The organism is Roseateles chitinivorans, assembly GCF_050632145.1.
GTDB classification, from domain to species: domain Bacteria; phylum Pseudomonadota; class Gammaproteobacteria; order Burkholderiales; family Burkholderiaceae_C; genus Roseateles; species Roseateles chitinivorans_B.
Map to the genome: position 1 here is coordinate 3,764,339 of NZ_CP192577.1, position 22,179 is coordinate 3,786,517.

The window sequence follows — 22,179 nt, forward strand, 5'->3', positions numbered from 1 at the left end:
ATCAGCGGCGCTCCGCGCCGTCCAGGGCCGCTTTCAGATGCGGCGCCGTGCGCGATCCCGTGTGGATGGCGACCTCGTCCGGCGAACCCTCCGCCACCAGTCGACCACCGGCGCCACCCGCACCGGGACCGAGGTCGATGACCCAGTCCGCGGCGGCGACGACGCGCATCTCGTGCTCGACGACCACCACCGTGTGGCCGGCCTCGACCAGGTCGCGCAACTGCACCATCAGCTTGTCGACATCGGACGGATGCAGGCCGGTCGTCGGCTCGTCCAGCACGTAGAGCGTGCGGCCGCGCTGCGTGCGCTGCAGCTCGGTGACGAGCTTGATGCGCTGCGCCTCGCCGCCGGACAGTTCGGTCGCCGGCTGGCCGAGCCGCAGGTAGCCCAGGCCGATGCCCTTCAGCAGGCCGAGCGGTCGCGCGAGCGCGGGCTCCTGCTCGAAGAAGTCGGACGCGGCATCGACCGTCATGCCGAGCACGTCCGCGATGCTGCGCTCCCGGTACCGGACCTTCAGCGTCGCCTCGTTGTAGCGCGCGCCATGGCAGGCGGGGCAGGGCGCGAACACGCTGGGCATGAACAGCAGCTCCACGCTGACGAAGCCCTCGCCCTCGCAGGTCTCGCAGCGGCCCTTGGCGACGTTGAAGGAGAAGCGACCCGCGTCGAACTTGCGGGCACGCGCGGCCGGCGTCGCGGCGAAGAGCTTGCGGACGTGGTCGAACAGGCCCGTGTAGGTCGCCAGGTTGGAGCGCGGCGTGCGGCCGATCGGTTTCTGGTCGACCTGCACCAGGCGCCGGATCGTCTCGGCGCCGCTGGCGATCCGCCCGCCGGTCGTGGCCTGGACGTCGGCGCCGGCCTCGGCGTCCTCGTCGTCTTCGGTGGCGACGGGCTCATGGCCCAGATGCGCGCCGACCAGGTCCACCAGCGCGCGGCTCACCAGCGACGACTTGCCGGAACCGGACACGCCCGTGACCGCGGTGAACACGCCGAGCGGGAACGCGGCGTCCACGTCGACGAGGTTGTTCTGCGTGATGCCCTCGAGCCGCAGCCAGTCCTTGGGTATGCGGCGCGCGGGGCGGTCCGGCGCACCGCCCGCACCGGCAGTCGTGGCGGGGAAGAGGTAGGCGGCGGTTCGCGATTCCTCGACGCCGCGCAGACCCTCCGGCGGACCGCTGTAGAGCACGCGTCCGCCGAGTTCGCCGGCGGCGGGGCCGACGTCGACGATCCAGTCGGCGGCGCGCATCAGCGTGAGATCGTGCTCGACGACATAGATCGAGTTGCCCGCCGCCTTCAAGGCGCGCAACGAGGCGAGCAGCGATTCCCCGTCCGCCGGATGCAATCCCGCGGAAGGTTCGTCGAGCACATAGACCACGCCGAAAAGATTCGAGCAGATCTGCGTCGCCAGCCGCAGCCGCTGGAGCTCGCCTGGCGACACCGACGGCGTGGCGCGTTCCAGCGACAGGTGGCCGAGTCCCAGCGTCAGCAGCGGACGCAGGCGCATCAGCACGTCGTCGACCAGCCGCCGGGCCGCGAGGCGCTTCTCCTCGCTGAGTCCGTCGGTGGCGGCGTCCCCGAGGTGGTCCGCCAGCTGCGCCAGCGGGAACTGCGACAACGCCCCGATGTCGAGCCCGCCGAAGGTCACCGACAGCGCCTCGCGCTTGAGCCGCTTGCCGTCGCAGACCGGGCAGGGGCCGCCGATCAGGTAGCGCGACACACGGCGCTTCATCAGCGCGCTCTGCGTGGTCGCGAAGGTGTGCATCACGTAGCGTTTCGCGCTGCTGAACGTGCCCTGGTAGCTCGGCTCCATCTTGCGGCGCAGCGCGTCCTTGGTCTCCGCGGGCGTGAAACCCGCGTACACCGGCACCGTGGGCTGCTCGTCGGTGAACAGGATCCAGTCGCGCGTCTTGCGCGGCAGCTCGCGCCAGGGCTTGTCCACGTCGATCCCCAGCGTGACCAGGATGTCGCGCAGGTTCTGGCCGTGCCAGGCCGGTGGCCAGGCGGCGACGGCGCGGTCGCGGATGGTGAGCGTGTCGTCGGGGACCATCGAGGCCTCGGTGACCTCGTACACACGGCCCAGTCCGTGGCAATGCGGGCAGGCGCCCTGCGAGGTGTTGGGCGAGAAGTCCTCGGCGTACAGCATCGGCTGCTTCGCCGGATAACGCCCGGCGCGCGAGTACAGCATCCGCAGCAGTGACGACAGCCCGGTCACGCTGCCCACGGACGAACGCGCGCTCGGCGTGCCGCGCTGCTGCTGCAGCGCGACGGCGGGCGGCAGGCCGTCGATCGAATCGACCGCCGGCACGCCGACCTGGTCGATGAGCCGGCGCGCGTAGGGCGCGACCGATTCGAAGTAGCGTCGCTGCGCCTCCGCGTAGATCGTGCCGAAGGCGAGCGAGGACTTGCCGGAGCCCGACACACCGCTGAACACGACGAGTGCGTCGCGCGGCACGTCGACATCGACGTTCTTGAGGTTGTGCTCGCGCGCGCCGCGGACCTGGACGAAGGCCGCGCGTCCGGCGCCGGTGCCGATGGCCTCGGACGAGGCCGACGTCGCCGACGTCGCCGACGTCGAGGAGGACGTCGAGGCGGGCGACGAGGAAGACTGCGGACGGGCGGTGGGGCGTTTGGCCAAGACGGAACCTCGAATGGTCGGCGCGGTGCGAAGGAACGGGGCGAAGTATCGGTCGGCACCGGTACGCGCTGTTCGACAGCAAGCTGGATGCCCAGCGGACGGGCGACGCAGGACGCTGGTCTGTCGGTCCCTCACCTTGTCGGCATCGGGAGCGGCACTTGCTGAGCAGATGGCATCAACCGAAGGAGTCCACCATGACCGACAAGCCCCTCTCCGACACCGAGCGCCGCGAGAAGCTCTGGGACCTGATCAAGGACGTCAAGGTCGGCCTGTTCACGACCCACCATGCGAACGGCCACCTGCACTCACGTCCGATGACGCTGCAGAACAAGGACCTCGACGAGGGGGAGTCGCTGTGGTTCTTCATGTCCCGCAGCGGCGAACCGTACAGCGACATCGTGTCGTCGTCGCAGGTGAACGTCGGTTTCGCCGATCGGAGCGAGGACACCTATGTGTCGGTCTCCGGCACCGCGGAACTCAACGAGGACCGCGCCAAGCGCCAGGAGCTCTGGAACAAGGCCGCGGAAGCCTGGTTCACGAAGGGCGTCGACGATCCCGACCTCGCGGTGGTGCGCGTGCGCATCAGCCACGCCAGCTACTGGGACGTGAAGGCGTCGAAGTTGACGCAGCTCTACGCGATGGCGAAGGCTGCCGTGACGGGCAAGCCGCCCACCGGCCTGGCCGAGACCGGCGAAGTGCGGATGAAGTGAGCCGGCGGCGGGGTCGGCGGATCCCTTCCGGAGTCCGTCGACGCCGTCGATCGCAGATCGAGCAGCTACCGGAGTACGCGATGCCCAGAGGTGACAAGTCATCCTACACGGACAAGCAGAAGCGACAAGCCGAGCACATCGAGAGCGGCTACGGGGACCGCGGCGTTCCCAAGGCGGAGGCGGAAAGGCGCGCTTGGGCCACGGTCAACAAGGAGACCGGCGGGGGCAAGAAGTCTGGCTCGGGACGCGGTCAGCCGGAGAACCACGAGCCCTCCCGCAAGGGCGGGCATCTGGGCGGCAAGGCCGCGGCCAGCCGCACGGCGGCGGAGCGCTCGGCCTCCGCGAAGAAGGCCGCTGCGACGCGCAAGCGCAATGCGGCGGCGCGCGCTGGTCATCATTGAGCGCACCGTGCCGCTCATCTCCAGGAGCGGCGCGTAGGACGCCCTCGCGGGTATCGCTAAACGACACCCACGCGGTTGTCAGGCTGATCCCAGCCGTGAAGTGAAGATACTGACCTCTGGTTCAGCACACTTCGCAGGGTTCGGTCATGTTTCTTCTCTTTCTGTTGGCGCTGGTCGTCCTGGGTGTCTATACGGGCTGGAACAGCGCGGAGAAAGAAACGCCGCAATGGCCGAAGCTGCTCTGGGCGCTGGCTGGCATGCTGGTCTTGGTCGGGGTGGCCGTGGCCATGGCGACATTCCTCCATGGGCAGGAGTGGGCAGGATTGCTGTTCGCTATCGTCATGTTCCTTCCCTGGCTGGTCCTGGGTGCTGGTGTCGGTGCCGTGTCCTTGGTTGTCGAACTCGTGGTTCGACACCATCGCCGGCGTGCGGGCCGGGCGGTCGACTCTGAATGAGACGATGGGCCTGAAAGCCGGCTTGAAATGCAGGACGCCCGGCGTGTGCCGGGCGTCCTGCATGGGAGCGAGCCGTAGGGCGTCAGTCCGTGGATCGCTCCATCGAAGCAGCGTGACCCGAGGCGTTCACTCCGCCGAGGCGACTTGCGTGTCGACGACGTCGGCGCTGCGGCGGCCTGTGATGTAGACGGTGGGCAGTTGCTCGCGCTTCACGGTGATGACCACCGGATCCAGCGTGACGATGGCGGCACGCATCTCGCGTTGGCCTTGTGCATGAGCGATGCCCAGTCCGAGCGCCAGTGCCGCGATCGCACCGAAGGTGACAGCCTTGACGGTGGTGCTGGTGGCGGAAGTGATGGCGAGGCGGTGGGCGGTGTTCATGTCGATCTCCTGAAGGCGTTGGCTGTGTCGATGGAGTCAGTGTCGTCATCGGGGCGCCGCCTTTCGAGTGCTCAGCGACGAACCTTCAGCGCGGCGGCGTGAACGGCACGAACGACGGATGAACCGTCGAGCCCACAAGGCAGAACGCCGACAGGACCGAGGTCCTGTCGGCGCTTGTGGCCGTGGAGGCGACGGCGCTCAGCGGGCGGAGACGCCTTCAGTCGTCGAGCCCTTGGCATCCTTCGCCGCGAAGCGCTGAACCAGTGCCGCGTACGTCGGCGAGGTCTTCAGCTCGGCGTAGCGCGCTTCGGCCTTGGCGCGTTGGCCGGCGTTCAGGGTGAAGTCTTCGGTGCGGTCGACCGCAGCCAGGCCGGACTCGCGATAGATCTCCAGGTCGGCCAGCACTTCGGCGCGGATCTTCTGGCTTTGCGTGATCGGGTCGAGGTGGCTGTAGCTCTGCGCGAACGCCGGCACGGCGGCGGCGGACAGGGCGATCAGGGCGGTGGCGATCAGGGTCTTGGCGGTCATGATGAGTTCCTTTGGGAGCGCGTTCGATCGGGTGTCTGAGAGTCTTGGGCGGCTTCGTCTGCCGATGACTGAAGGTTAGGCGCGGGCCTCGTCTGGATAAACGGCCCGCGCCGCAATGCCTCGTTGTGACGGCCGCAATAATCCTGGCGATCCTTGACCCTCGGAGCTCCCGATCCATGCAGACTGCGCGCCTCACCCTGTCTCAGCTCGTCGACGCCGACATCGATGAACTGGCAACACTCCTCTGGGATGAGCGCGTCTACGAACACATCGGCGGCCTGCCGTCTGAGGCGGACGAGGTCGCGCTCGGGCTGCGGCGGGCGCTGATCGGACCGCCCGTCGATCGGGCGTCGGAGCGCTGGCTCAATTACGCCGTGAGGCTGCGCGAGAACCATCAGCTGATCGGACGGCTGGAAGCGACGGTTCACGACGGGGTTGCGGAGGTCGCTTTCCTGCTGGGGCCGTCGTCCTGGGGGCACGGTTACGCCGCGGAGGGGCTGGCCTGGCTGCATGACGAGGTGTCGCGTCTGAGCCCCGGTGCGCAGTGCTGGGCCACGACGCTGCCTGCCAATGTACGGAGCAGCCGGCTGCTGACCGCGTGCGGCTACGAGCGGATCGACCCGGCCGCGGCGCCCGACCTGATGACCTACGACGAAGGCGATTGGGTTTTCCGGCGCGCCCGCGGCTGATCGAAGTCCGGAGGCCTGGAACGCAAGACGCCCGGCATGAGCCGGGCGTCTTGCTGGAAGCGGACCGGAGTCGAAGCGACCTCAGGCCGCGCCCTTGAAGACGGCCTCGATGCGGTGCCCGTCGGGATCGATGAGGAAGGCGGCGTAGTAGGTGGCGCCGTAGTCCGGTCGCAGGCCCGGGGCGCCGTTGTCCGTGCCCGCGATCGCCAGCGCGTCCGCATGGAAGGCGTCGACCGCCGCGCGGCTGGGCGCCGCGAAGGCCAGATGGAAGCCCGGCCCCGGCGCGACGACCGGCGCACGCAGCTTCAGGCAGAACAGGTCCTTGTCGTCCTCGAGACCGTAGCCGATGGCCTCGTCGTCCTCGAAGACGCGGCGGAACCCCAAGGCCCCCATCGCGGCGTCGTAGAACCGGCCGCTGACCTCCAGCGATGTCGCCGGGAACGAGATGTGATGAAGCATGATGATCCTTTGTGGAGGGCGCGAGTCTAGAGGCATCAGCCTGCAGTGCCTTCGATCGTGTCCCCGCCTCTGAACCCCGACGGCGGGACGCCGAAATGCCGTCTGAACATCGCCGCGAACGCGCTCTGGCTCGAGTACCCGCAGTCGAAGGCGATGTCGACCACCCGCGCGCCTTCCGCGATGCGCCGCAAGGCAAAGAGCAGCCGGGCCTGCTCGCGCCATTGCGCGAAGCTCATGCCGGTCTCCTTCTGGAAGAGGCGGTGGATCGTCTTCGCCGCGACGCCGAGCCGTTCCGCCCAGACCTGTGCCGTCGCCGCGTCCGACGGTTTCTCCGCCAGCGCTTCGCAGATCGCCTTCAGCCTTGAGTCCTCGGGCATCGGCAGATGCAGCGGCAAGCTCGTCGCGCGCCGGAGCTCGTGGATCAACAGCCCCATCAGCGTGCCGTCCCGCCCGCGTTCCGCGTAGTCGACGGGCACCCGCACCGCCTCCACCATCAGCTCGCGCAGCAGCGGCGACACGTTGAGCACGCAGGTGCGATCGGGCAGGTCGCCCAGGCGCTCCGCGTCGATGTAGGCCGTGCGCATCCGCACCGCGCCGGACATCCGCACGCTGTGCCGCACGCCCGCCACGAGCCACAGCGCCCGGTTCGGCGGCACCACCCAGAAGCCCGCGGCCGAGTCGACCAGCATCACGCCGTCGATCGCGTACAGCAGTTGCGCCCGGGGATGGCTGTGCCAGCCGGTGACCGCGCCGGACGGATAGTCCACCTCCATCGCGACCGTCGGCCGGGCCGTGTCGTGGAAGTCCTCGAACTTCCGGTGTGCGCTGTTCGCCGTCATGTCCCAAAGTCTACAAGTCGTGTCGCATTGGAGCGAGACGGACGGACTCGGAGTCCCTAGGCTCCAAGGTCCCCGAACCTCCGACCGCACGGCTGTACCGCATGACCACCGATTCCGCGTCCCTCGCACGTCCCGACGCGGTGCTGCCCGCCGCCGCCCCGGCGGCGACCGGCGCACCCGCCACGCCCCATGCCCACGGCTTCCTGCTGCCGATCGTCGGCGCCGCCGCCTTCGCGCACCTGCTCAACGACCTGATCCAGGCCGTCCTGCCGTCCATCTATCCGATGCTGAAGGCCAACTACGCGCTGAGCTTCGGCCAGATCGGCTGGATCGCGCTGGTCTACCAGATCACCGCCTCGCTGCTGCAGCCCTGGGTCGGCCTCTACACCGACAAGCATCCCAAGCCCTACCTGCTGCCCATGGGCATGGTCGCCACGCTGATCGGCGTCGGGCTGCTGGCGTTCTCCACCTCGTACGAGATGCTGCTGGTCGCCGCGGGTGTCGTCGGCATCGGCTCGGCGACCTTCCATCCGGAGGCCTCGCGCGTCGCGCGCATGGCCTCGGGCGGCCGCTTCGGCACCGCGCAGTCCTGCTTCCAGGTCGGCGGCAATGCGGGCTCGGCGGTCGGGCCGCTGCTCACCGCCGCGATCGTCATCCCGCACGGCCAGTCGGCCATCGCGTGGTTCATGCTGGTCGCGGCGCTCGCGATCTTCGTGCTGTCGCGCATCACCGGCTGGACGCTGCGCCACGGTCAGGCGAAGGTCAACAGCCTGGCCCGCGGTGCGGTCGGCGGCCTCGGCCGTCGCGAGGTGATCCGCGCCATCGTCGTCATCGCGATCCTGATGTTCGCGAAGTTCGTCTACATCGCGTCCTTCACGAACTACTTCACCTTCTACCTGATCCAGCGCTTCGGCCTCAGCGTCCAGCAGAGCCAGGTCTACCTGTTCATCTTCCTGGCCGCCATCGCGGCAGGCACCTTCGCCGGCGGACCGGTGGGCGACCGCATCGGCCGCAAGGCGGTGATCTGGGTGTCCTTCCTCGGCGTGGCGCCGTTCGCGCTCGCGCTGCCGCATGTCGGCCTGACGCTCACCGCCGTGCTCGCGGTCGCGATCGGGCTGGTGATGTCGTCGGCGTTCGCGGCGCTGGTCGTCTATGCGCAGGAAGCCGTGCCGGGCCGCGTGGGCATGGTGTCGGGCGTGATGTTCGGACTGATGTTCGGCATCGGCGGCATCGGTGCCGCCGGCCTCGGCCATCTGGCCGACGTGCACGGCATCGTGTGGGTCTACACGCTGACGTCGTTCCTGCCGCTGCTCGGCCTGGCCACCGCCTTCCTGCCCGACACGCGCAAGCCGCGCGCGGCCTGAACGCCGGAAGGCGCAGCACACAGGACGGACCGGCGCCAGGCGCGCGGTCCGTCCTGCCAGCATCAATCGGTGCTGATCTTTCCCTGCTCGATCACCTGCTTCCAGCGCGCGAACTCGGCGGCCTGGAACGCGGTGAACTGCTCCGGCGTGTTGCCCACGATCTCGAAGCCGAGTTCCAGCAGCTTGGGCTTCACCGCCGGATCGTTGAGGCTGTCGACGACGGCGTTGCGCACCTTGGTCTTGATGTCCGCCGGCAGTCCCCTGGGCGCGGCCACGGCCTGCCAGGAGTAGACCGTCACGCCCTTGTGGCCGAGCTCCTCCATCGTGGGCACATCCGGCAGCAGCGGCGAGCGCTTCGAGCTCGTGATCGCCAGCGCGCGCATCTTGCCGGCCTTGATGTGGGGCAGGGCGGTGTTGATGTTCATGAAGGTCGCGTCGACCTGTCCGCCCAGCAGGTCGGTGATCGCCGGCGCGCCGCCCTTGTAGGGCACGTGGGTGGCGGTGGTGGCGGTCTCCTGCCAGAACAGCGCCGCGGTGAGGTGGTCCGACGTGCCGGGCCCTGCCGAGGCGAAGGTCATCTGCCCGGGGTTGGCCTTCATGAAGGCGATCACGTCGGCCAGCGTCTTGAAGCGCGACCCCGACGGCACCGCCAGGACGTTGGGCGCCTGCACGGCGACGGTGATGTAGTCGAAGTCCTTGAGCGGGTCGTAGCCTGCGGTCTTCGTCAGGTGCGGGCCGATGACGAACGGGCCGAGCGAGGACACGAACAGCGTGTAGCCGTCCGGTGCCGCGCGCTTGGCCGCCGCCGCGCCGATCATGCCGCCGGCGCCGGCCTTGTTGTCGACGACGAAGGTGCCGCCCAGTTTCTCCTGCAGCTTCACGCCGAGCGTGCGCGCGACCATGTCCGTGGAGCCGCCGGGCGGGAAGGGCACGAGCAGCGTGACGGGCCGCGCCGGCCAGGTCTGCGCGAGGGCCGCGGTCATCGGCAGCGCGCCCAGCAGCGCGAGCGCGACGCCCGCTTTCAAGCCGCGGGTCAGGGTGCGAAGGGATCGGATCATCGTTGTCTCCTGGTGTCGTTGTATGAGCGATGGATCGGGGTCGTGCGGGGGGATGGATCAGGGTCGCTTGCCGACCTCCGCCTTTTCGCGCGTCCACAAGCGCGCCTGCTCGCTGAGGCTGAGTCCCAGTCCGGGCCGATCCGGCACGAGCATCCGGCCGCCGGCGATCTCCAGGCGCTCGTTGAACAGCGGCTCGAGCCAGTCGAAGTGCTCGACCCAGGGCTCCGTGGGATAGGTCGCCGCGAGGTGCACATGCAGCTCCATCGCGAAGTGCGGCGCGATCATCAGACCCGCCTGTTCCGCCTGCGCGGCGATCTTCAGATACGGCGTGATGCCGCCGACGCGCGGCGCGTCCGGCATCAGGTAGTCCGCGGCGCGATGACGGATCAGGTCGCCGTGCTCCATCGCGCTGGTCAGCATCTCGCCGGTGGCGATCGGCGTGTCGAAGGCGGCGGCGAGCGCCGCATGCCCCTCGTGGTCGTAGGCGTCGAGCGGCTCCTCGATCCACACGAGCCGCAGCGGCTCGAAGGTCCGGCACATCCGCTGCGCGGTCGGCCGGTCCCATTGCTGGTTGGCGTCGACCATCAGCGCGACGTGGTCGCCGAGGTGCCGCCGCACCGCGTCGACGCGCTTCAGGTCGAGCGCGCCGTCCGGCTGCCCGACCTTGAGCTTGATGCCGCCGATGCCGCGCTCGATCGATGCCGACGCGTTGACCAGCAACTGCTCCAGCGGCGTGTGCAGGAAGCCGCCCGAGGTGTTGTAGCAGGCGACCGAGTCGCGGTACGCGCCCAGCAGCTTGGCCAGCGGCAGGCGCGCGCGACGCGCCTTCAGGTCGTAGAGCGCAACGTCGAAGGCCCCGATCGCCTGCGTCGACAGCCCGCTGCGCCCGACCGACGCGCCGGCCCAGCAGAGCTTGTTCCAGAGCTTGGCGATGTCGCTCGGATCCTCGCCGATCAGCGCGGGCGCGATCTCCTTCGCGTGGGCGAACTGGCCCGGGCCTCCGGCCCGCTTCGAATAGCTGAAGCCCAGTCCCTCATGGCCGTCCCGCGTGACCACCTCGACGAAGAGCAGGGCGATCTCGGTCATCGGCTTCTGCCGTCCGGTCAGCACCTTCGCGTCGCTGATCGGCGTGGCCAGCGGGAGGTAACACGACGAGAGCCGGAGCCACTCGATGCGGTCGTTGGAGCTGCTGTCTTGCATGACTGTTAACGTTAACATTCAGGTTCATGAAAAGGCGCTGAAAGAGTAGGCAATCAATGCCCATGGCTGTTCAGCGCCGCGATGATGGATGGTAACGGTAACATCGTCAGACTTGCAAGATTCCATCTGCAAAGCCGGGACAATCGCCGCGACCCGTTGTCGGGCACCTCCTTTTCTCCATCCTTTTCCTCCACCCCTTCCGGTCACTCTTTTCCGACCCGCCCTCATCGATGCCGCCCGTCCGCCCCGGCGCTGGAGCCGTGACCCTGCATGACGTCGCCGCCGCGGCGGGCGTGTCGCTGATGACCGCGTCCCGCGCGCTGCGCACGCCGGAGGTGGTGTCCGCCGCCACGCGCGAGAAGGTGATGCAGGCGGTCGCCCAGACCGGCTACATCCCCAACCTGCTGGCGGGCGGCCTGAAGTCGCGGCGCAGCATGACGGTGGCGGCGCTGGTGCCGGTGATCTCGGTGCCGCAGTTCCTGCCGACGATCCAGGTCTTGACCGAGCAGCTCGACCGCGCCGGGTACCAGGTCTTGCTCGGCCAGACCGGCTACGACCACGCCCGCGAGGAAGCGCTGCTGAACACGATGATCGGCCGGCGCGTCGACGGCATCTTGGTGGCAGGGTTGCTGCAGCACGGCGACACGGCGCGCCGTCTGGCGCGGCTGGGCGTGCCGGTGGTGGAGACCTGGGACATGACCGAGCGGCCGCTCGACACGGTGGTCGGGTTCTCGCATGTGCAGGTGGGGGCCGCGGTGGCGGGGCACTTCATGGCGCGGGGATGGACCCGCGTGGGGCTGGCCACCGGCGGCGACCAGCGCGCCGGTCAGCGGCGTGCCGGTTTCCTGTCGGTGATCGGCAAGGACGTGCCCACCGCCGTCACCGAGGTGCCGGCGGGCGTGCCACACGGGCGCCGGGCGCTGTCGGCATTGCTGGACCAGGCGCCGGACCTGCGCGCGGTGTTCTGCAGCTCCGACGGCATGGCCGAGGGCGTGCTGACCGAAGCCCGGTCGCGCGGCCTGCGCGTGCCGGAGGACCTCGCGGTGATCGGCTTCGGCGGCGCGGAGTTCTCGGCCTCGCTGCATCCGTCCCTGTCGACGGTCCACATCGACGGCGCCGAGATCGGCCGCCGCGCAGCCGACGTGCTGATCGCGCGCGGCCGGGGCGAGGCCTCCGGGCCGGCCATCGTCGATGTCGGCTTCCAGCTGGTCCTGCGGGGCTCGACGGGCGACGCGGCATAGCGGCCCGACGACCCGACGACCCGGTCGCCCCAGCGACGCAGGGGCGCCCGACGCCGCCTTTCCCACGCGACCCCTTGATCCTCGACGGCCATCGCGATGCTTGACCGAAGGGGTGGTACCGCTGCCATCCCTTCCATCAATCGCACGCACATTCACAGGTCTTGCATGTGGCGACTTTATGATGAGAAGAGTTCTCATTTGCAATAATACGCCTCCACATGTCCGTCCGCTCTGACTCGTCCCTCCTGCTGACGCCGCTGTCGTCGGCCCTGAAATCGCTGCTGAGCGCCAGCCTGGCCGTCGGCGCGGCCAGCGTGATGGCCCAGGCCGCCGATGCGCCGGCCGCCGCGAACACCGCCCTGGGCAAGGTCACCGTGCAGGGCAAGGCCGAACGCCAGAAGGCCGGCCTGGGCTCGCGCGGCGGTGTCGGCATCCTGGGCTCGCAGGACGCGATGGACATCCCGTTCAGCACGCTGAACTACACCGAGCAGTTGATGCGCGACCAGCAGTCGCGCACGCTGGCCGACGTGCTTCAGAACGACGCCTCGGTGCGCGTGATGACGGCCGCGCAGGGCTTTGGCGAGGATTTCCAGATCCGCGGCTTCGCCGTGCCCAGCGGCGACGTCGGCTTCAACGGCCTGTACGGCCTGTCCTCCGGCAACCGCATGCCGGCGGAGATCATGGAACGCGTCGAGGTCCTGAAGGGCCCGGCCGCGATGGTCAACGGCATGCCGCCCGGCGGCAGCGTGGGCGGCAGCATCAACGTGATCCCCAAGCGCGCCGGCGACCAGAACCTGACCCGCCTCACGACCAGCTTCGCCAGCGGCGAGCAGCTCGGCTTGGCGATCGACGTCGGCCGCCGCTTTGGCGAGAAGAAGGAGTGGGGTATCCGTGTCAACGGCAGCTACCGCGACGGCGAGGCCAGCATCGACGACGGCAACGCACGCCAGCGCTTCGCCTCGGCCGCACTGGACTTCCGCGGCACGCAGCTGCGCTGGACGACGGACGTGTTCAAGCAGCACGAGAACATCCGCGGTTTCCGGTCGCAGACCGCCTTCCGCAGCGGCATCACGCAGTTGCCCAAGGTGCCCGATCCGCGCAGAAACATCTACGGCAACGCGCAACTGGCGCTGGACGACGAGATGCTCGCCACCCGCCTGGAGTACGACGTCAACGACCGGGTGACTGTCTGGGCCGGCGCCGGCTGGCGCGACAGCTGGTCGATGCAGGACTTCCCGACGGCACCTGCGGCTTTCCGACCGAACACGCAGGGCGAGTTCCGCGTGTTCGGCGCCTGGTACGACGCCTACTTCAACACGACCAGCGTGGACGCGGGCGCCCGCGCGCGCTTCGAGACCGCCGGCATCGGCCACACGATCTCGATCGGCGCAAGCCGCCTGGCCCAGGAGACGGGCAGCTTCTACAAGGCCAACGACGCCGCGACGGCGGTGCCGTCCAGCCTCTACAACCCGGTGCAGATGCCGGCGGTGACCAGTGCGCGCCTGGCCCCGACCAAGACTTCCGAAACGACGCTGTCGGGCATCGCCATCGCCGACACCCTGTCGTTCATGAACGAGCGGCTGCTCGTGACGGTGGGACTGCGCGACCAGACGGCCAAGGTGGTGACCTTCCCCGTCTCGGCGACCAACGGCTACGACAAAAATGCGCTGGGGCGCCTGGGCGGCGTGGTGTTCAAGGCGACCGAGGACCTCACGTTCTATGCGAACTACGCCGAAGGGCTGACGCGCGGCGCCATCGCGCCCACCAACGGCACCGTGTCGAATCCCGGTGAGGTCTTCGCGCCGTACCAGTCCGAACAGGTCGAGGCGGGTGTGAAGATGGACTGGGGCCGCTTCGTCACCTCCGCCAACGTCTACGAGATCAAGAAACCGAACTCCATCAACGTGCCGACGCCCGGCAATGCACTGCCCCGTTTCGCCTTCGACGGCGAGCAGCGCAATCGCGGCGTGGAGGTGTCCGCGCAGGGCGAGATCGTCCGCAGCGTCCGCTGGCTGGCCAGCGCGTCCTTCACCGATGCGAAGCAGGCCCGAACCAACGGTGGCCTGACCGACGGCAAGGACGCCACCGGCGTGGCGGACAAGACGGCCAGCGTCGGCGCCGACTGGGACGTGCCTTATGTGCCGGGCCTGGGGGTCAATGGCCGCGTGATCTACACGTCCTCGGGCTGGCTGGACAACGCCAACACGCTGGCCGTTCCCGCCTGGACGCGCGCCGACATCGGCGCCCGCTACACCACGAAGATCGCCGGCGTGCCGACGGTCCTGCGCGCCAACATCGACAACGTCTTCGACCGCCACTACTGGCTGCTCAGCGGCACGTACGCGACGGTGGCCACGGGCCGCACGGTGGTGCTGTCCGCGTCCTTCGACTTCTGACCCTTCGCTGTCATCCCGTTCATTCTTCGAGTCCTTCAGGAGACCCCATGAACAAGCGCTTCCGTCCGTCCCTGCCATTGTCCTCACGCCTCGCCGTCCTGCCATTGCTGCTGGCCGCCGCCGGCGCCGCGCAGGCGCACCAGATCTGGATCGAGCAGCCCGCCGGCGCCGACGAGCGCGCGGTCGTGCGCTTCGGCGAATTCGGCGAGAACCTGCGCGAGGCCTCGCCGGGCCTGCTGGACAAGTTCGGCCAGGTGCGCGCGATCCGCCTGGACGGCAAGGGCGAGCAGCCGGTCGATGCCGTCAAGGGCAAGGACGGTTACGCGCTGCCGTTCCGCGCCGAGGCCGGCGAGTCGCTGCTCGCCGAGGACGCCGCCTACCCGCTCTACAGCTTCAAGCAGGGCGACAAGCAGGTGACGAACTGGTACCGCCCGGCCGCGCGCCTGGTGACGGGGACCGCCGCGCTGCCGCCCAAGCTCACGCTGGACGTGGTGCCGGCGGGTCAGCCGGGCCAGTTCAAGGTCTTCTTCCGCGGCCAGCCGCTGGCCAAGGCCAAGGTCTCGCTGGTGACGCAGTCGGGCTGGGCCAAGGAAGCCCATGCCGACGAGCAGGGCCTGGTGCGCTTCGACCTGCCGTGGAAGGGCCAGTACGTGGCCGAGGTCGCGCACACCGACAAGACCGCCGGCGAACGCCAGGGCCCCAAGGGTGCCGAGAAGTACGACGGCGTCAACTACGTGACCTCGCTGACCGTGCTGAAGGCCGACGGCGTCGAGCCGATCGCCGCCGGCCCCGCCGCCGCGCCGAACAAGTGACCCCGGGAGCCGCGCCGCGATGAACGCCGTCAGCGCCCCGTCGGGCCGCACCTCGAGGGCCGCCGCCGCGGCGTCCCGCGTCCTGGGCGTGCTGCCCCTGATCTCGCGCATCGTCGCGGCGATCGGCGGCGGCTACGCGTTGGCGGCGCTGTTCAGCGTCGCGGTGCTCGCGCTGCCGGCGAGCACCATCCAGGCCGTCATCGGCGGCATGCTCGGCAGCTTCGCCGTCTACACCGGCGCGGTGATCTGGGTCTTCGCGGTGCGCAGCGCCACGCGGGCCTGGGCCGGACTGATCGTCGCCGCGCTGCTTCTCCTGCCTCTGGCCTGGTCCGTCTGGACCGCCGCCGCACCCGCCGCCTCGCCATGACCGCAGAAGTCCCTGCTGACGCTCGCGTCGACGTCAACGTCAACGACGACGTCGCCTCCACCGCCACCGGCAGGACCGCGCCCCAGCCGCGCGGCATCCGGCAGACGATGTCGGACCTGCACATCTGGACCGGCCTGCTGCTGGGCTGGTTCCTGTTCGCGATGTTCCTCACCGGGACGGTCTCCTACTTCAAGGAGGAGCTGTCGCAGTGGATGCGGCCCGAGATCGCGCACCAGGCCGTGATGCCCGAGCCGGCCGTCGTGGCCGGCCGCATCGCCAAGGAACTCGAGACGCTCGCGCCGGGCACCTCGCAGTGGAGCCTGCGCCTGACCGACGACCGCCACAGCGTGGCCAACGCCTTCTGGCGCGTGCCGTCGAAGGAAGGCGGCCGGCGCGCGTTCAAGGACGCCAACTTCGATCCGCAGACCGGCGAGAAGGTCAGCGCGCGCGAGACGCTGGGCGGCGAGTTCTTCTACCGCTTCCACTTCCAGTTCCACTACATGCCGGTGGTCTGGGGCCGCTGGCTCGCGGGCCTGGCGGCGATGTTCATGCTGGTGGCGATCGTCAGCGGCGTGATCACGCACAAGAAGATCTTCACCGACTTCTTCACCTTCCGCTGGGGCAAGGGCCAGCGCTCGTGGCTGGACGCGCACAACGCGCTGTCGGTGTTCGGGCTGCCCTTCCACCTGATGATCACGTACACCGGCCTGGTGACGCTGATGACGCTGTACATGCCCTGGGGCGAGCAGGCCGGCATCAACTCGCCGGCGATGAAGAAGCAGCTGACCTCGGAGATGAACGCCTTCCTGCAGCCGGCCAAGCCCTCGGGCGAGGCGGCGCCGCTGGCGTCGATCGAGGCGATGGTGCGCGAGGCCGAACGCCGCTGGGGGCCGGGCGGCGTGGCGCGCGTCACCGCGGTGAATCCGGGCGACGCCGTGGCGCGCGTGGCGATCACGCGCGGCGAAGGCGGCCGGGTCTCGATGAGCCCGCAGTACCTGCTGTTCGACGGCGTCTCCGGGCAACTGGTCGAGGAGAAGAACGGCGTCGGCGCGGCCGCCGAGACGCGCGGCGTCATGTACGGGCTGCACCTGGGGCGCTTCGGCGACGGCGCGACCCGCTGGCTGTACTTCCTCGTGAGTCTCGCGGGCACGGCGATGGTCGGCAGCGGACTGGTGATGTGGACGGTCAAGCGCCGCCAGAAGCTGCCCGATCCGGATCGGCCGTACGTCGGCTTCCGCGTGGTGGAGCGGCTCAACATCGCCGCCATCGCGGGCCTGCCGCTGGCGATGAGCGGCATGCTGTGGGCGAACCGGCTGCTGCCGATGGGCCTGGAGAAGCGCGCGGAATGGGAAGTCCACGTGGTCTTCATCGTGTGGGCGGTGACGCTGCTGCACGCGCTGGTCCGGCCGCCGAAGCGGGCGTGGATCGAGCTGCTGTGGCTGGGCGCCGCGTCGCTGGCGCTGCTCCCGGTGGGCAACGCGCTGACGACGGACCGGCCGCTGTGGCACAGCCTCGCGAAGGGCGACTGGATCTTCGCGGGCGTGGAGCTGATGTTCTGGGCGTTCGCGGCGCTGCTGGCCTCCCTGGCGATCCGCACGGCGCGCCATGTGCCCAAGGGCAGGCCGGGCCGGTCGGCGAAGCGTGCGGCGCCGTCCGCGTCCGACCGGTCGCCGGCCAAGGTCTCGCGCATGCCGCCGCCGCCGCCGTCGGGTGAAGCGGGCATGGCGCTGCGTTCGGGCGGGGAGGGCGCGCGATGATGCATTTCCTGAGCCTGTCGATCTGCCTGGCCGCCTTCGCCGCACTGGCGATGGCGACGGACCGCGCGCAATCGGACGTGCTCGGCCGCGAGCTGCCCGCGGCGACGACGCGGGCGCTGCGCACGGCCGGATGGGCGCTGCTGCTGGCGAGCCTGGCGCTCGTCGTGAGCGTGCAGGGCTGGGGCCTGGGCCTGGTGAGCTACAGCGGCCACACCAGCTTCGCGGCGGGCGCCGTGTTCGTCGCCCTGATCGTGCATCAACGGCGCAAGGACCAGCGGCGCGGGCGCTGAGCGGTCCGCTGGCACCTGGGCGTGCAAATGGGCGCACAGGTGGGCGCACACGTGGGCGCGCAGGTGCGATGGCTCTTCCGGGGTGTGGGGGAATCCCATCCGCCTGTAGTCCTTCGCCTGACCCGGTGTCGGCCAGCGTCCCCACCCCGGCTGGGGGCCGGCCAGCCTCGAAAAACTGTCACCCGTGACTCATCATTGAGTCATTCCAGGGAGACAAAAAATGAAGGTTGCACTGATCGAGGACAACGCGCTGCTGCGACGCCTGATGGTCTCGCGCCTGCAGTCCGAGGCGTCCATCACCGTGGTGGGGCAGGCCTCCAGCGAGAACGCCGCCATGAGTACGATCGCGCTGAGCGCGCCGGACGTGGTGCTGGTCGACCTGAGCATCGACGGCGGTTCCGGCCTGGGCGTGATCGAGCGCCTGCGCGCCGCCCGCTTCCGCGGCCGCATCCTGGTGCTGAGCTCGGAGGACCGCTCGGCCTACGAGGCCCGCGTGCTGTCCTGCGGCGCGGACGGCTTCTACGACAAGGCCTGCGACTTCGAACGCCTCGTCGGCGAGCTCTGCACGCTGTCCAACAGCGCGTGGATGGCGGATTGATTCCTGAGGGCGCCATCTCCCAGGCGCCTCATCGATGCCCTTGCGCATCGGGACGGTAGAGTGCAGGTCCTGCATCTGGGCCTTGCACATGTCCCAAGAGTTCCACGACCTCGTCTTCAGTGGCACCGGCCCCGGTGCACAGACCCAGGATGGCTGCTCGGTCGAGCTCTACCGCCGCGCCCGCTACGCCGGCGAGATCGAGCACCTGCGGCCGCGACTGCCGCCGGGCACCACGGTGCTGGAGCTGGGTTGCGGCACGGGATTGCTGACGCACCGGCTGCTCGACTTCGGATGCGAGGTCACCGGCGTCGACAACTCCACCGACATGCTCGCGCACGTCTCCGAACGGGTCCGCAAGGTCCACGCCGACATCGAGCAGCTGGCGCTCGCGGAGCGCTTCGACGTGGTCCTGTTGCCGAGCGGCCTCATCAATCATGCGGATGCCGCGGTGCGGCGCGCCTTCGTCGCCGCGGCGGCCCGTCATGTCGCGCCGGACGGCGTGCTCATCCTCAAGTGCCAGGACGCGCAGTGGCTGCGCAGCGCAGCGATCGGCCACCTGGTCAGGAGCGACGGGACGTCGATCGACCTGGTCCAGGTCGACCGGACGCCTGATGCGCAGGAGCCGCGCGTGCGGATGACGCTGAAGTACGCGATGGGGGACGACGTCTGGACGCATTCATTCGTCGTCGTGCCCATGGACGAGCCGGCCATCGTGCAACTGCTGGACGAGGCCGGCTTCGCCGCGCCGCAAGCGCTCGACGCGAAGCGCGAGTGGTTCCTGGCCGGTCTCAGTGCGCGTGGTCGCCGTGACCTCCGCCCTTGTCCTCCTTCGCCGGCATCGCCGCATTGAGCGCGCGCACCGGCGCCTTCACCTCGACGGTCTGGCGGGCACCGCCGCGATCCTCGAACGTCAGCGTCAGCGGCACCTGGTCGCCGGCCTTCACCTGGGCGGGCAGGTCCAGGAACATCAGGTGATAGCCGCCGGGCTTGAGCTCCACCGTCTTGCCCGCGGGCAGCTCGATCGCCGGAATCTGGCGCATGCGCATCACGTTGTCCTGCATCGCCATCTCATGGACCTCGGCCTTGGGCGTCAGCGGCGTGGTCACGCCGACCAGGCGCGTGTCCTTGGCCGCCGTCAGCTTCATGAATGCGCCGGTCGCCTTCTGCTGCGGGACGGTGGCGCGCACCCAGGCGTCGTCGATCTTCACCTGGGCATGGGCGATGGAAGCGAGCAGCGCGCCCGCGACGAACAGCAGCGTGTGGATCTTGAAGGTCATGTCGATTCTCCGGAAAGGGATCAATGGAAGTTGAGCAGGCGCGCGGCCGGCCTGCGGCGCGTCAGGGGTTGAGCAACTGGCGCACGTCCTCGGCGACGTCGGTGGCGCTCATCTCGTGCTTGATGGCCAGGCGCGCCTTGCCCTGGCGGTCGAAGACGGTGCTCAGGGTCGAGTGGTCCATCGTGTAGCTGCTGCCGGTGGGCACCTTGCCGTAATAGACCTTGAACTCCTTGGCGACGGCGGCGGTGCCCTCGAGATCGCTGTAGAGCCCGAGGAAGCTCGGGTGGAACGCGGCGGTGTAGGCCGCGAGCACCGGCGCGGTGTCGCGCTCCGGATCGATGGTGACGAAGAGGACCTGGAAGTCCTTCGCCTCCTCGCCCAGCATCTGATGCACCGCGGCCGCTCGCGCCAGGGCGGTCGGGCAGACGTCGGGACACTGGGTGAAGCCGAAGAACATCATCACCACCTTGCCGCGGAAGTCGCCCAGACGATGCGGGCGGCCATCCGAGCCCTGGAGCGCGAAGTCGCGCGCATAACTCACCAGCGTGAGATCGATGCCGTGGAAGGTCGGGGAGGGCTTGCAGGCGGCCAACGGCAGCAGGCAGGCGGCGATCGTCAGGGCCCGACGACGCGTGTCGGGGGCGGCGACGGCGTCGCCATGGAGCGCGCGCGTGAAGCGCGCGAGGGAAGGGTGTCGCATGATCGAAAGGGCGTGGACCGACCCTGGCGCGTGAGCACGCCGACGGACGCCTGCAGGCACGCAGGTGCGCGTGCGAGGGCGAACGGGTCAGTCGAAGGAAGCTTCGCGTCCGGAACGGCGCGAAGTGCGCATCTGCCGCGAGGCGGCGATCAGACGACGGCGGGCGGTCCGCGCGCCAGCGAAGGCGCCCAGGCGAAGAGCGGGCGCGGCGCGCTGAAGAACAGGCGCGGACGCTCGAACTTCAAGGCGTCGGGCGGTGTCCATTGCACGGTGGCGGGCGGCAGGTCCGGCGCGCCGTGGTGGATGGCGCAGTACGGACAGTTCATCGACGAATTCATCAGCGATGCGCCGTCGCGGTCCGTGTCGGCGTTGCCGGCAGCGTCGATCACCACGAGTTTGGCGCCGGTCGCGGAGCAGATCTCCGCGAAGGTTGCGCCTTGCTGGACCAGCATCGCATGCGACAGCGACGGCAGCATCGCCGCGAGCAGGATCGTGAGACTCACGAGCCATGCCCAGCGCCTGATCGATGTCCGCGTCGCCTGCATGCGGAGGATTCTATGCGGCTAGCTCAACGCGTCGTGAACCGGTAGACGTTGTCGGTCTCGACGAAGGTGGCTGTCACGGTCTGCTGCAAGGGGATGAACGCACCGCCCTTCAAGGCGAAGGACTCGAACGTCACGCCCTCCGGCGCCGGTGCGCTCTTCGGCCAGCGGTAGCTTGCCCGGTAGAAGCCGATGCCCTTGGCGACGTCCTTGTCGATGCGGGTCAGTCCCAGGCAACTCGCGAAGAGGCTGGGCAGCTCGAACCGCTTCGCGACGGCACCGTAGGGCTGCGTGATCAGCGTCACCCGCACGTGGCGGACGGCGGTGCCGCTGGCACTGCCCGGCACCCCTTCGATGCAGACCGCCTCGTCATTGGCATACACCGTGGCCGATCGTCCCAGCGCGGGCGCCAGGCCTTCGCCGTCGAACCGTTGCGCGCGGGACGCCGGCAGACGGCGGCCGTCGATCACCGCGTCCGGACCGGTGAGCGACAGCACGCGGGCCTTGCCCTGCGCGGTCCATTTCCAGAAGTCGCCGGCAGGCTCTCCCAGCCCGCCGGCACTGCGCTTGCGCGCATCGCCCGCGGTGAACAGCGGATCCGGCAGCGTGGCGTAGAACGCCTCATAGCCGTCGAAGACCTGCGGCGCATCGCCCGCATCGCCCGCATCGGCGAAGGCACCGGCTGCGAGGCCGGCGAACACCATCGCCAGACCGCTTCGAATCTGCCACTTCATCATTCGTCTCACCGATAAGCCTTCCCGCCGGTGGCGGTGACGTAGTCCTGCGGATGCGTCCAGAAAATGGTCGAGCCGTGCGCCGCCGTCGACACCCAGATGGCGGTGTAGCGACCGCGCTCCTTCGTGTTGACCAGCACGCCCTTCTTCATCGCCGTCCACCAGGTGATGACTTCCTCGTTGGTCGTTTCCTTCACGCCGAAGATGTTGTGCGCCGGCGCGCCGAAGCGGAAGCCGTCCTTCACCTTCGGGTGGTTCTTGTAGTTCGTCTTGAAGTCCTTGCCGTCCCACCAGTACCCGCCGTTGGCCGGATCGGTGCCGCGTTGCGCGAGCGCATTCTCCGCGGCCTGCCGGGCGATCTTCATGCCGGCGTCGGCCTCGATGGCCGCTTCGGAGGCCGTCATGAACTGACCATAACGCACGTTGCCGTCCTTCACCGCGTAGGTGTAGTTGGGGTCGGCGATCAGCAGCTGGTCGACGGTCTTGCCGCCCCAGGCCCGGCAACGGTTGGCGACGGCCCACGCGATGCCGCCGATCTCGTCGGCATCATTGGCCGTGGAGGCCTCGCCGTAGGCGATGGCGGCCAGCTTGCGTGCCTGCGCGTCCAGCGGCTTGGCGCGGGTCTGCGCCTCGTTCGTGACGCACACGGACCCGGGCGGCAGCGAGCGCTGCAGGCACATCGTGCCCTTGTCGATCTGGGGGTATTGGTGTCGAGACCGAGAGGTCCAGGGGGCAGGGCGGGCACGGCG

25 protein-coding genes are annotated in these 22,179 nt (G+C 69.3%); 13 read left to right on the forward strand and 12 right to left on the reverse strand.

Annotation, left to right across the window (positions count from 1 at the left end):
• Nucleotide 1 precedes the first annotated feature (1 nt).
• Nucleotides 2–2,530 (reverse strand): excinuclease ABC subunit A, encoded by a 2,529-nt coding sequence (locus tag ACQ86G_RS17275; protein WP_431261435.1) that lies wholly within the window; start codon nucleotides 2,528–2,530, stop codon nucleotides 2–4.
• 296 nt (nucleotides 2,531–2,826) lie between these two features.
• On the opposite strand from ACQ86G_RS17275, the gene ACQ86G_RS17280 reads away from it, so the two are divergent.
• From ACQ86G_RS17280 to ACQ86G_RS17290, 3 genes are all read left to right on the forward strand, one after another.
• Nucleotides 2,827–3,342, forward strand: coding sequence for a pyridoxamine 5'-phosphate oxidase family protein (locus ACQ86G_RS17280; RefSeq protein ID WP_431256478.1), 516 nt, complete (start codon nucleotides 2,827–2,829; stop codon nucleotides 3,340–3,342).
• Nucleotides 3,343–3,422: 80 nt separating this feature from the next.
• Nucleotides 3,423–3,743: a plasmid stabilization protein gene (locus ACQ86G_RS17285; protein ID WP_431256479.1), complete on the forward strand. Its 321-nt coding sequence runs from the start codon at nucleotides 3,423–3,425 to the stop codon at nucleotides 3,741–3,743.
• A 146-nt stretch (nucleotides 3,744–3,889) separates the two neighbouring features.
• Nucleotides 3,890–4,198: a hypothetical protein gene (locus ACQ86G_RS17290; RefSeq protein ID WP_431256480.1), complete on the forward strand. Its 309-nt coding sequence runs from the start codon at nucleotides 3,890–3,892 to the stop codon at nucleotides 4,196–4,198.
• A 126-nt stretch (nucleotides 4,199–4,324) separates the two neighbouring features.
• On the opposite strand, the gene ACQ86G_RS17295 is transcribed toward ACQ86G_RS17290, so the two are convergent.
• Together ACQ86G_RS17295 and ACQ86G_RS17300 are read right to left on the reverse strand one after the other, a co-directional pair.
• Nucleotides 4,325–4,579: a hypothetical protein gene (locus tag ACQ86G_RS17295; protein ID WP_431256481.1), complete on the reverse strand. Its 255-nt coding sequence runs from the start codon at nucleotides 4,577–4,579 to the stop codon at nucleotides 4,325–4,327.
• Nucleotides 4,580–4,777: 198 nt separating this feature from the next.
• Nucleotides 4,778–5,107, reverse strand: coding sequence for a DUF4148 domain-containing protein (locus ACQ86G_RS17300; RefSeq protein WP_431256482.1), 330 nt, complete (start codon nucleotides 5,105–5,107; stop codon nucleotides 4,778–4,780).
• Nucleotides 5,108–5,283: 176 nt separating this feature from the next.
• On the opposite strand from ACQ86G_RS17300, the gene ACQ86G_RS17305 reads away from it, so the two are divergent.
• Nucleotides 5,284–5,796: a GNAT family N-acetyltransferase gene (locus tag ACQ86G_RS17305; protein WP_431256483.1), complete on the forward strand. Its 513-nt coding sequence runs from the start codon at nucleotides 5,284–5,286 to the stop codon at nucleotides 5,794–5,796.
• A gap of 81 nt (nucleotides 5,797–5,877) precedes the next feature.
• Here the strand turns inward: ACQ86G_RS17305 and ACQ86G_RS17310 are convergent, their stop codons facing one another.
• Together ACQ86G_RS17310 and ACQ86G_RS17315 are read right to left on the reverse strand one after the other, a co-directional pair.
• Nucleotides 5,878–6,255, reverse strand: a complete 378-nt coding sequence (locus ACQ86G_RS17310; protein WP_431256484.1) for a VOC family protein — start codon at nucleotides 6,253–6,255, stop codon at nucleotides 5,878–5,880.
• A 35-nt stretch (nucleotides 6,256–6,290) separates the two neighbouring features.
• Entirely contained in the window at nucleotides 6,291–7,094 is an 804-nt protein-coding gene (locus ACQ86G_RS17315; protein ID WP_431256485.1) for an AraC family transcriptional regulator, read from the reverse strand.
• Between the two features lie 101 nt (nucleotides 7,095–7,195).
• Between ACQ86G_RS17315 and ACQ86G_RS17320 the strand changes: the two genes are divergently transcribed.
• Entirely contained in the window at nucleotides 7,196–8,458 is a 1,263-nt protein-coding gene (locus ACQ86G_RS17320; RefSeq protein WP_431256486.1) for an MFS transporter, read from the forward strand.
• 62 nt (nucleotides 8,459–8,520) lie between these two features.
• On the opposite strand, the gene ACQ86G_RS17325 is transcribed toward ACQ86G_RS17320, so the two are convergent.
• Nucleotides 8,521–9,516 carry a Bug family tripartite tricarboxylate transporter substrate binding protein gene (locus tag ACQ86G_RS17325; RefSeq protein WP_431256487.1) on the reverse strand — a complete coding sequence of 332 codons (996 nt, stop codon included), beginning with the start codon at nucleotides 9,514–9,516 and terminating at the stop codon, nucleotides 8,521–8,523.
• Between the two features lie 57 nt (nucleotides 9,517–9,573).
• Nucleotides 9,574–10,716, reverse strand: a complete 1,143-nt coding sequence (locus ACQ86G_RS17330; protein ID WP_431256488.1) for an L-talarate/galactarate dehydratase — start codon at nucleotides 10,714–10,716, stop codon at nucleotides 9,574–9,576.
• Between the two features lie 230 nt (nucleotides 10,717–10,946).
• Between ACQ86G_RS17330 and ACQ86G_RS17335 the strand changes: the two genes are divergently transcribed.
• The 8 genes from ACQ86G_RS17335 (at nucleotide 10,947) to ACQ86G_RS17370 (ending at nucleotide 19,027) form a co-directional block, all read left to right on the forward strand.
• Complete coding sequence (locus ACQ86G_RS17335; RefSeq protein WP_431256489.1) at nucleotides 10,947–11,957, forward strand: LacI family DNA-binding transcriptional regulator; 1,011 nt, start codon at nucleotides 10,947–10,949, stop codon at nucleotides 11,955–11,957.
• Nucleotides 11,958–12,175: 218 nt separating this feature from the next.
• Nucleotides 12,176–14,353 carry a TonB-dependent receptor gene (locus ACQ86G_RS17340; protein ID WP_431256490.1) on the forward strand — a complete coding sequence of 726 codons (2,178 nt, stop codon included), beginning with the start codon at nucleotides 12,176–12,178 and terminating at the stop codon, nucleotides 14,351–14,353.
• Nucleotides 14,354–14,400: 47 nt separating this feature from the next.
• Nucleotides 14,401–15,165 carry a DUF4198 domain-containing protein gene (locus tag ACQ86G_RS17345; RefSeq protein WP_431256491.1) on the forward strand — a complete coding sequence of 255 codons (765 nt, stop codon included), beginning with the start codon at nucleotides 14,401–14,403 and terminating at the stop codon, nucleotides 15,163–15,165.
• A 19-nt stretch (nucleotides 15,166–15,184) separates the two neighbouring features.
• Nucleotides 15,185–15,532, forward strand: coding sequence for a DUF3649 domain-containing protein (locus ACQ86G_RS17350; RefSeq protein ID WP_431256492.1), 348 nt, complete (start codon nucleotides 15,185–15,187; stop codon nucleotides 15,530–15,532).
• A complete protein-coding gene (locus tag ACQ86G_RS17355; RefSeq protein ID WP_431256493.1) occupies nucleotides 15,529–17,289 on the forward strand; it encodes a PepSY-associated TM helix domain-containing protein in 1,761 nt (586 codons plus the stop codon). The genes ACQ86G_RS17350 and ACQ86G_RS17355 overlap by 4 nt, the downstream gene beginning before the upstream one ends.
• Nucleotides 17,286–17,579, forward strand: a complete 294-nt coding sequence (locus ACQ86G_RS17360; RefSeq protein ID WP_431256494.1) for a DUF3325 family protein — start codon at nucleotides 17,286–17,288, stop codon at nucleotides 17,577–17,579. The genes ACQ86G_RS17355 and ACQ86G_RS17360 overlap by 4 nt, the downstream gene beginning before the upstream one ends.
• A gap of 220 nt (nucleotides 17,580–17,799) precedes the next feature.
• Nucleotides 17,800–18,177, forward strand: coding sequence for a response regulator (locus ACQ86G_RS17365; RefSeq protein WP_431256495.1), 378 nt, complete (start codon nucleotides 17,800–17,802; stop codon nucleotides 18,175–18,177).
• A gap of 88 nt (nucleotides 18,178–18,265) precedes the next feature.
• Entirely contained in the window at nucleotides 18,266–19,027 is a 762-nt protein-coding gene (locus tag ACQ86G_RS17370; RefSeq protein WP_431256496.1) for a class I SAM-dependent methyltransferase, read from the forward strand.
• On the opposite strand, the gene ACQ86G_RS17375 is transcribed toward ACQ86G_RS17370, so the two are convergent.
• The 5 genes from ACQ86G_RS17375 to ACQ86G_RS17395 all read right to left on the reverse strand — a co-directional run bounded on the left by ACQ86G_RS17375 (nucleotide 18,966) and on the right by ACQ86G_RS17395 (nucleotide 22,110).
• The gene (locus ACQ86G_RS17375) at nucleotides 18,966–19,454 is read right to left on the reverse strand and encodes a copper chaperone PCu(A)C (RefSeq protein WP_431256497.1); all 489 of its coding nucleotides are present in this window, start codon (nucleotides 19,452–19,454) and stop codon (nucleotides 18,966–18,968) included. The genes ACQ86G_RS17370 and ACQ86G_RS17375 overlap by 62 nt on opposite strands.
• Nucleotides 19,455–19,515: 61 nt before the next feature.
• Nucleotides 19,516–20,154, reverse strand: a complete 639-nt coding sequence (locus ACQ86G_RS17380) for an SCO family protein (protein ID WP_431256498.1) — start codon at nucleotides 20,152–20,154, stop codon at nucleotides 19,516–19,518.
• A 149-nt stretch (nucleotides 20,155–20,303) separates the two neighbouring features.
• Complete coding sequence (locus ACQ86G_RS17385; protein WP_431256499.1) at nucleotides 20,304–20,657, reverse strand: DUF2946 domain-containing protein; 354 nt, start codon at nucleotides 20,655–20,657, stop codon at nucleotides 20,304–20,306.
• 65 nt (nucleotides 20,658–20,722) lie between these two features.
• Nucleotides 20,723–21,430: a hypothetical protein gene (locus ACQ86G_RS17390; protein ID WP_431256500.1), complete on the reverse strand. Its 708-nt coding sequence runs from the start codon at nucleotides 21,428–21,430 to the stop codon at nucleotides 20,723–20,725.
• 8 nt (nucleotides 21,431–21,438) lie between these two features.
• Nucleotides 21,439–22,110 carry a hypothetical protein gene (locus ACQ86G_RS17395; RefSeq protein ID WP_431256501.1) on the reverse strand — a complete coding sequence of 224 codons (672 nt, stop codon included), beginning with the start codon at nucleotides 22,108–22,110 and terminating at the stop codon, nucleotides 21,439–21,441.
• Nucleotides 22,111–22,179 lie beyond the last annotated feature (69 nt).

What these genes read in the sequence shown, in the direction of transcription:
- ACQ86G_RS17280 (WP_431256478.1), top strand. Translation starts at nt 2,827, where the DNA reads ATGACCGACAAGCCCCTCTCCGACACCGAGCGCCGCGAGAAGCTCTGG.
- ACQ86G_RS17370 (WP_431256496.1), top strand. Translation starts at nt 18,266, where the DNA reads ATGTCCCAAGAGTTCCACGACCTCGTCTTCAGTGGCACCGGCCCCGGT.
- ACQ86G_RS17310 (WP_431256484.1), bottom strand. Translation starts at nt 6,255, where the DNA reads ATGCTTCATCACATCTCGTTCCCGGCGACATCGCTGGAGGTCAGCGGC.
- ACQ86G_RS17315 (WP_431256485.1), bottom strand. Translation starts at nt 7,094, where the DNA reads ATGACGGCGAACAGCGCACACCGGAAGTTCGAGGACTTCCACGACACG.
- ACQ86G_RS17380 (WP_431256498.1), bottom strand. Translation starts at nt 20,154, where the DNA reads ATGCGACACCCTTCCCTCGCGCGCTTCACGCGCGCGCTCCATGGCGAC.
- ACQ86G_RS17330 (WP_431256488.1), bottom strand. Translation starts at nt 10,716, where the DNA reads ATGCAAGACAGCAGCTCCAACGACCGCATCGAGTGGCTCCGGCTCTCG.
- ACQ86G_RS17325 (WP_431256487.1), bottom strand. Translation starts at nt 9,516, where the DNA reads ATGATCCGATCCCTTCGCACCCTGACCCGCGGCTTGAAAGCGGGCGTC.
- ACQ86G_RS17345 (WP_431256491.1), top strand. Translation starts at nt 14,401, where the DNA reads ATGAACAAGCGCTTCCGTCCGTCCCTGCCATTGTCCTCACGCCTCGCC.
- ACQ86G_RS17355 (WP_431256493.1), top strand. Translation starts at nt 15,529, where the DNA reads ATGACCGCAGAAGTCCCTGCTGACGCTCGCGTCGACGTCAACGTCAAC.
- ACQ86G_RS17305 (WP_431256483.1), top strand. Translation starts at nt 5,284, where the DNA reads ATGCAGACTGCGCGCCTCACCCTGTCTCAGCTCGTCGACGCCGACATC.
- ACQ86G_RS17360 (WP_431256494.1), top strand. Translation starts at nt 17,286, where the DNA reads ATGATGCATTTCCTGAGCCTGTCGATCTGCCTGGCCGCCTTCGCCGCA.
- ACQ86G_RS17290 (WP_431256480.1), top strand. Translation starts at nt 3,890, where the DNA reads ATGTTTCTTCTCTTTCTGTTGGCGCTGGTCGTCCTGGGTGTCTATACG.
- ACQ86G_RS17320 (WP_431256486.1), top strand. Translation starts at nt 7,196, where the DNA reads ATGACCACCGATTCCGCGTCCCTCGCACGTCCCGACGCGGTGCTGCCC.
- ACQ86G_RS17365 (WP_431256495.1), top strand. Translation starts at nt 17,800, where the DNA reads ATGAAGGTTGCACTGATCGAGGACAACGCGCTGCTGCGACGCCTGATG.
- ACQ86G_RS17335 (WP_431256489.1), top strand. Translation starts at nt 10,947, where the DNA reads ATGCCGCCCGTCCGCCCCGGCGCTGGAGCCGTGACCCTGCATGACGTC.
- ACQ86G_RS17395 (WP_431256501.1), bottom strand. Translation starts at nt 22,110, where the DNA reads ATGTGCCTGCAGCGCTCGCTGCCGCCCGGGTCCGTGTGCGTCACGAAC.
- ACQ86G_RS17295 (WP_431256481.1), bottom strand. Translation starts at nt 4,579, where the DNA reads ATGAACACCGCCCACCGCCTCGCCATCACTTCCGCCACCAGCACCACC.
- ACQ86G_RS17340 (WP_431256490.1), top strand. Translation starts at nt 12,176, where the DNA reads ATGTCCGTCCGCTCTGACTCGTCCCTCCTGCTGACGCCGCTGTCGTCG.
- ACQ86G_RS17285 (WP_431256479.1), top strand. Translation starts at nt 3,423, where the DNA reads ATGCCCAGAGGTGACAAGTCATCCTACACGGACAAGCAGAAGCGACAA.
- ACQ86G_RS17350 (WP_431256492.1), top strand. Translation starts at nt 15,185, where the DNA reads ATGAACGCCGTCAGCGCCCCGTCGGGCCGCACCTCGAGGGCCGCCGCC.
- ACQ86G_RS17390 (WP_431256500.1), bottom strand. Translation starts at nt 21,430, where the DNA reads ATGAAGTGGCAGATTCGAAGCGGTCTGGCGATGGTGTTCGCCGGCCTC.
- ACQ86G_RS17375 (WP_431256497.1), bottom strand. Translation starts at nt 19,454, where the DNA reads ATGACCTTCAAGATCCACACGCTGCTGTTCGTCGCGGGCGCGCTGCTC.
- ACQ86G_RS17300 (WP_431256482.1), bottom strand. Translation starts at nt 5,107, where the DNA reads ATGACCGCCAAGACCCTGATCGCCACCGCCCTGATCGCCCTGTCCGCC.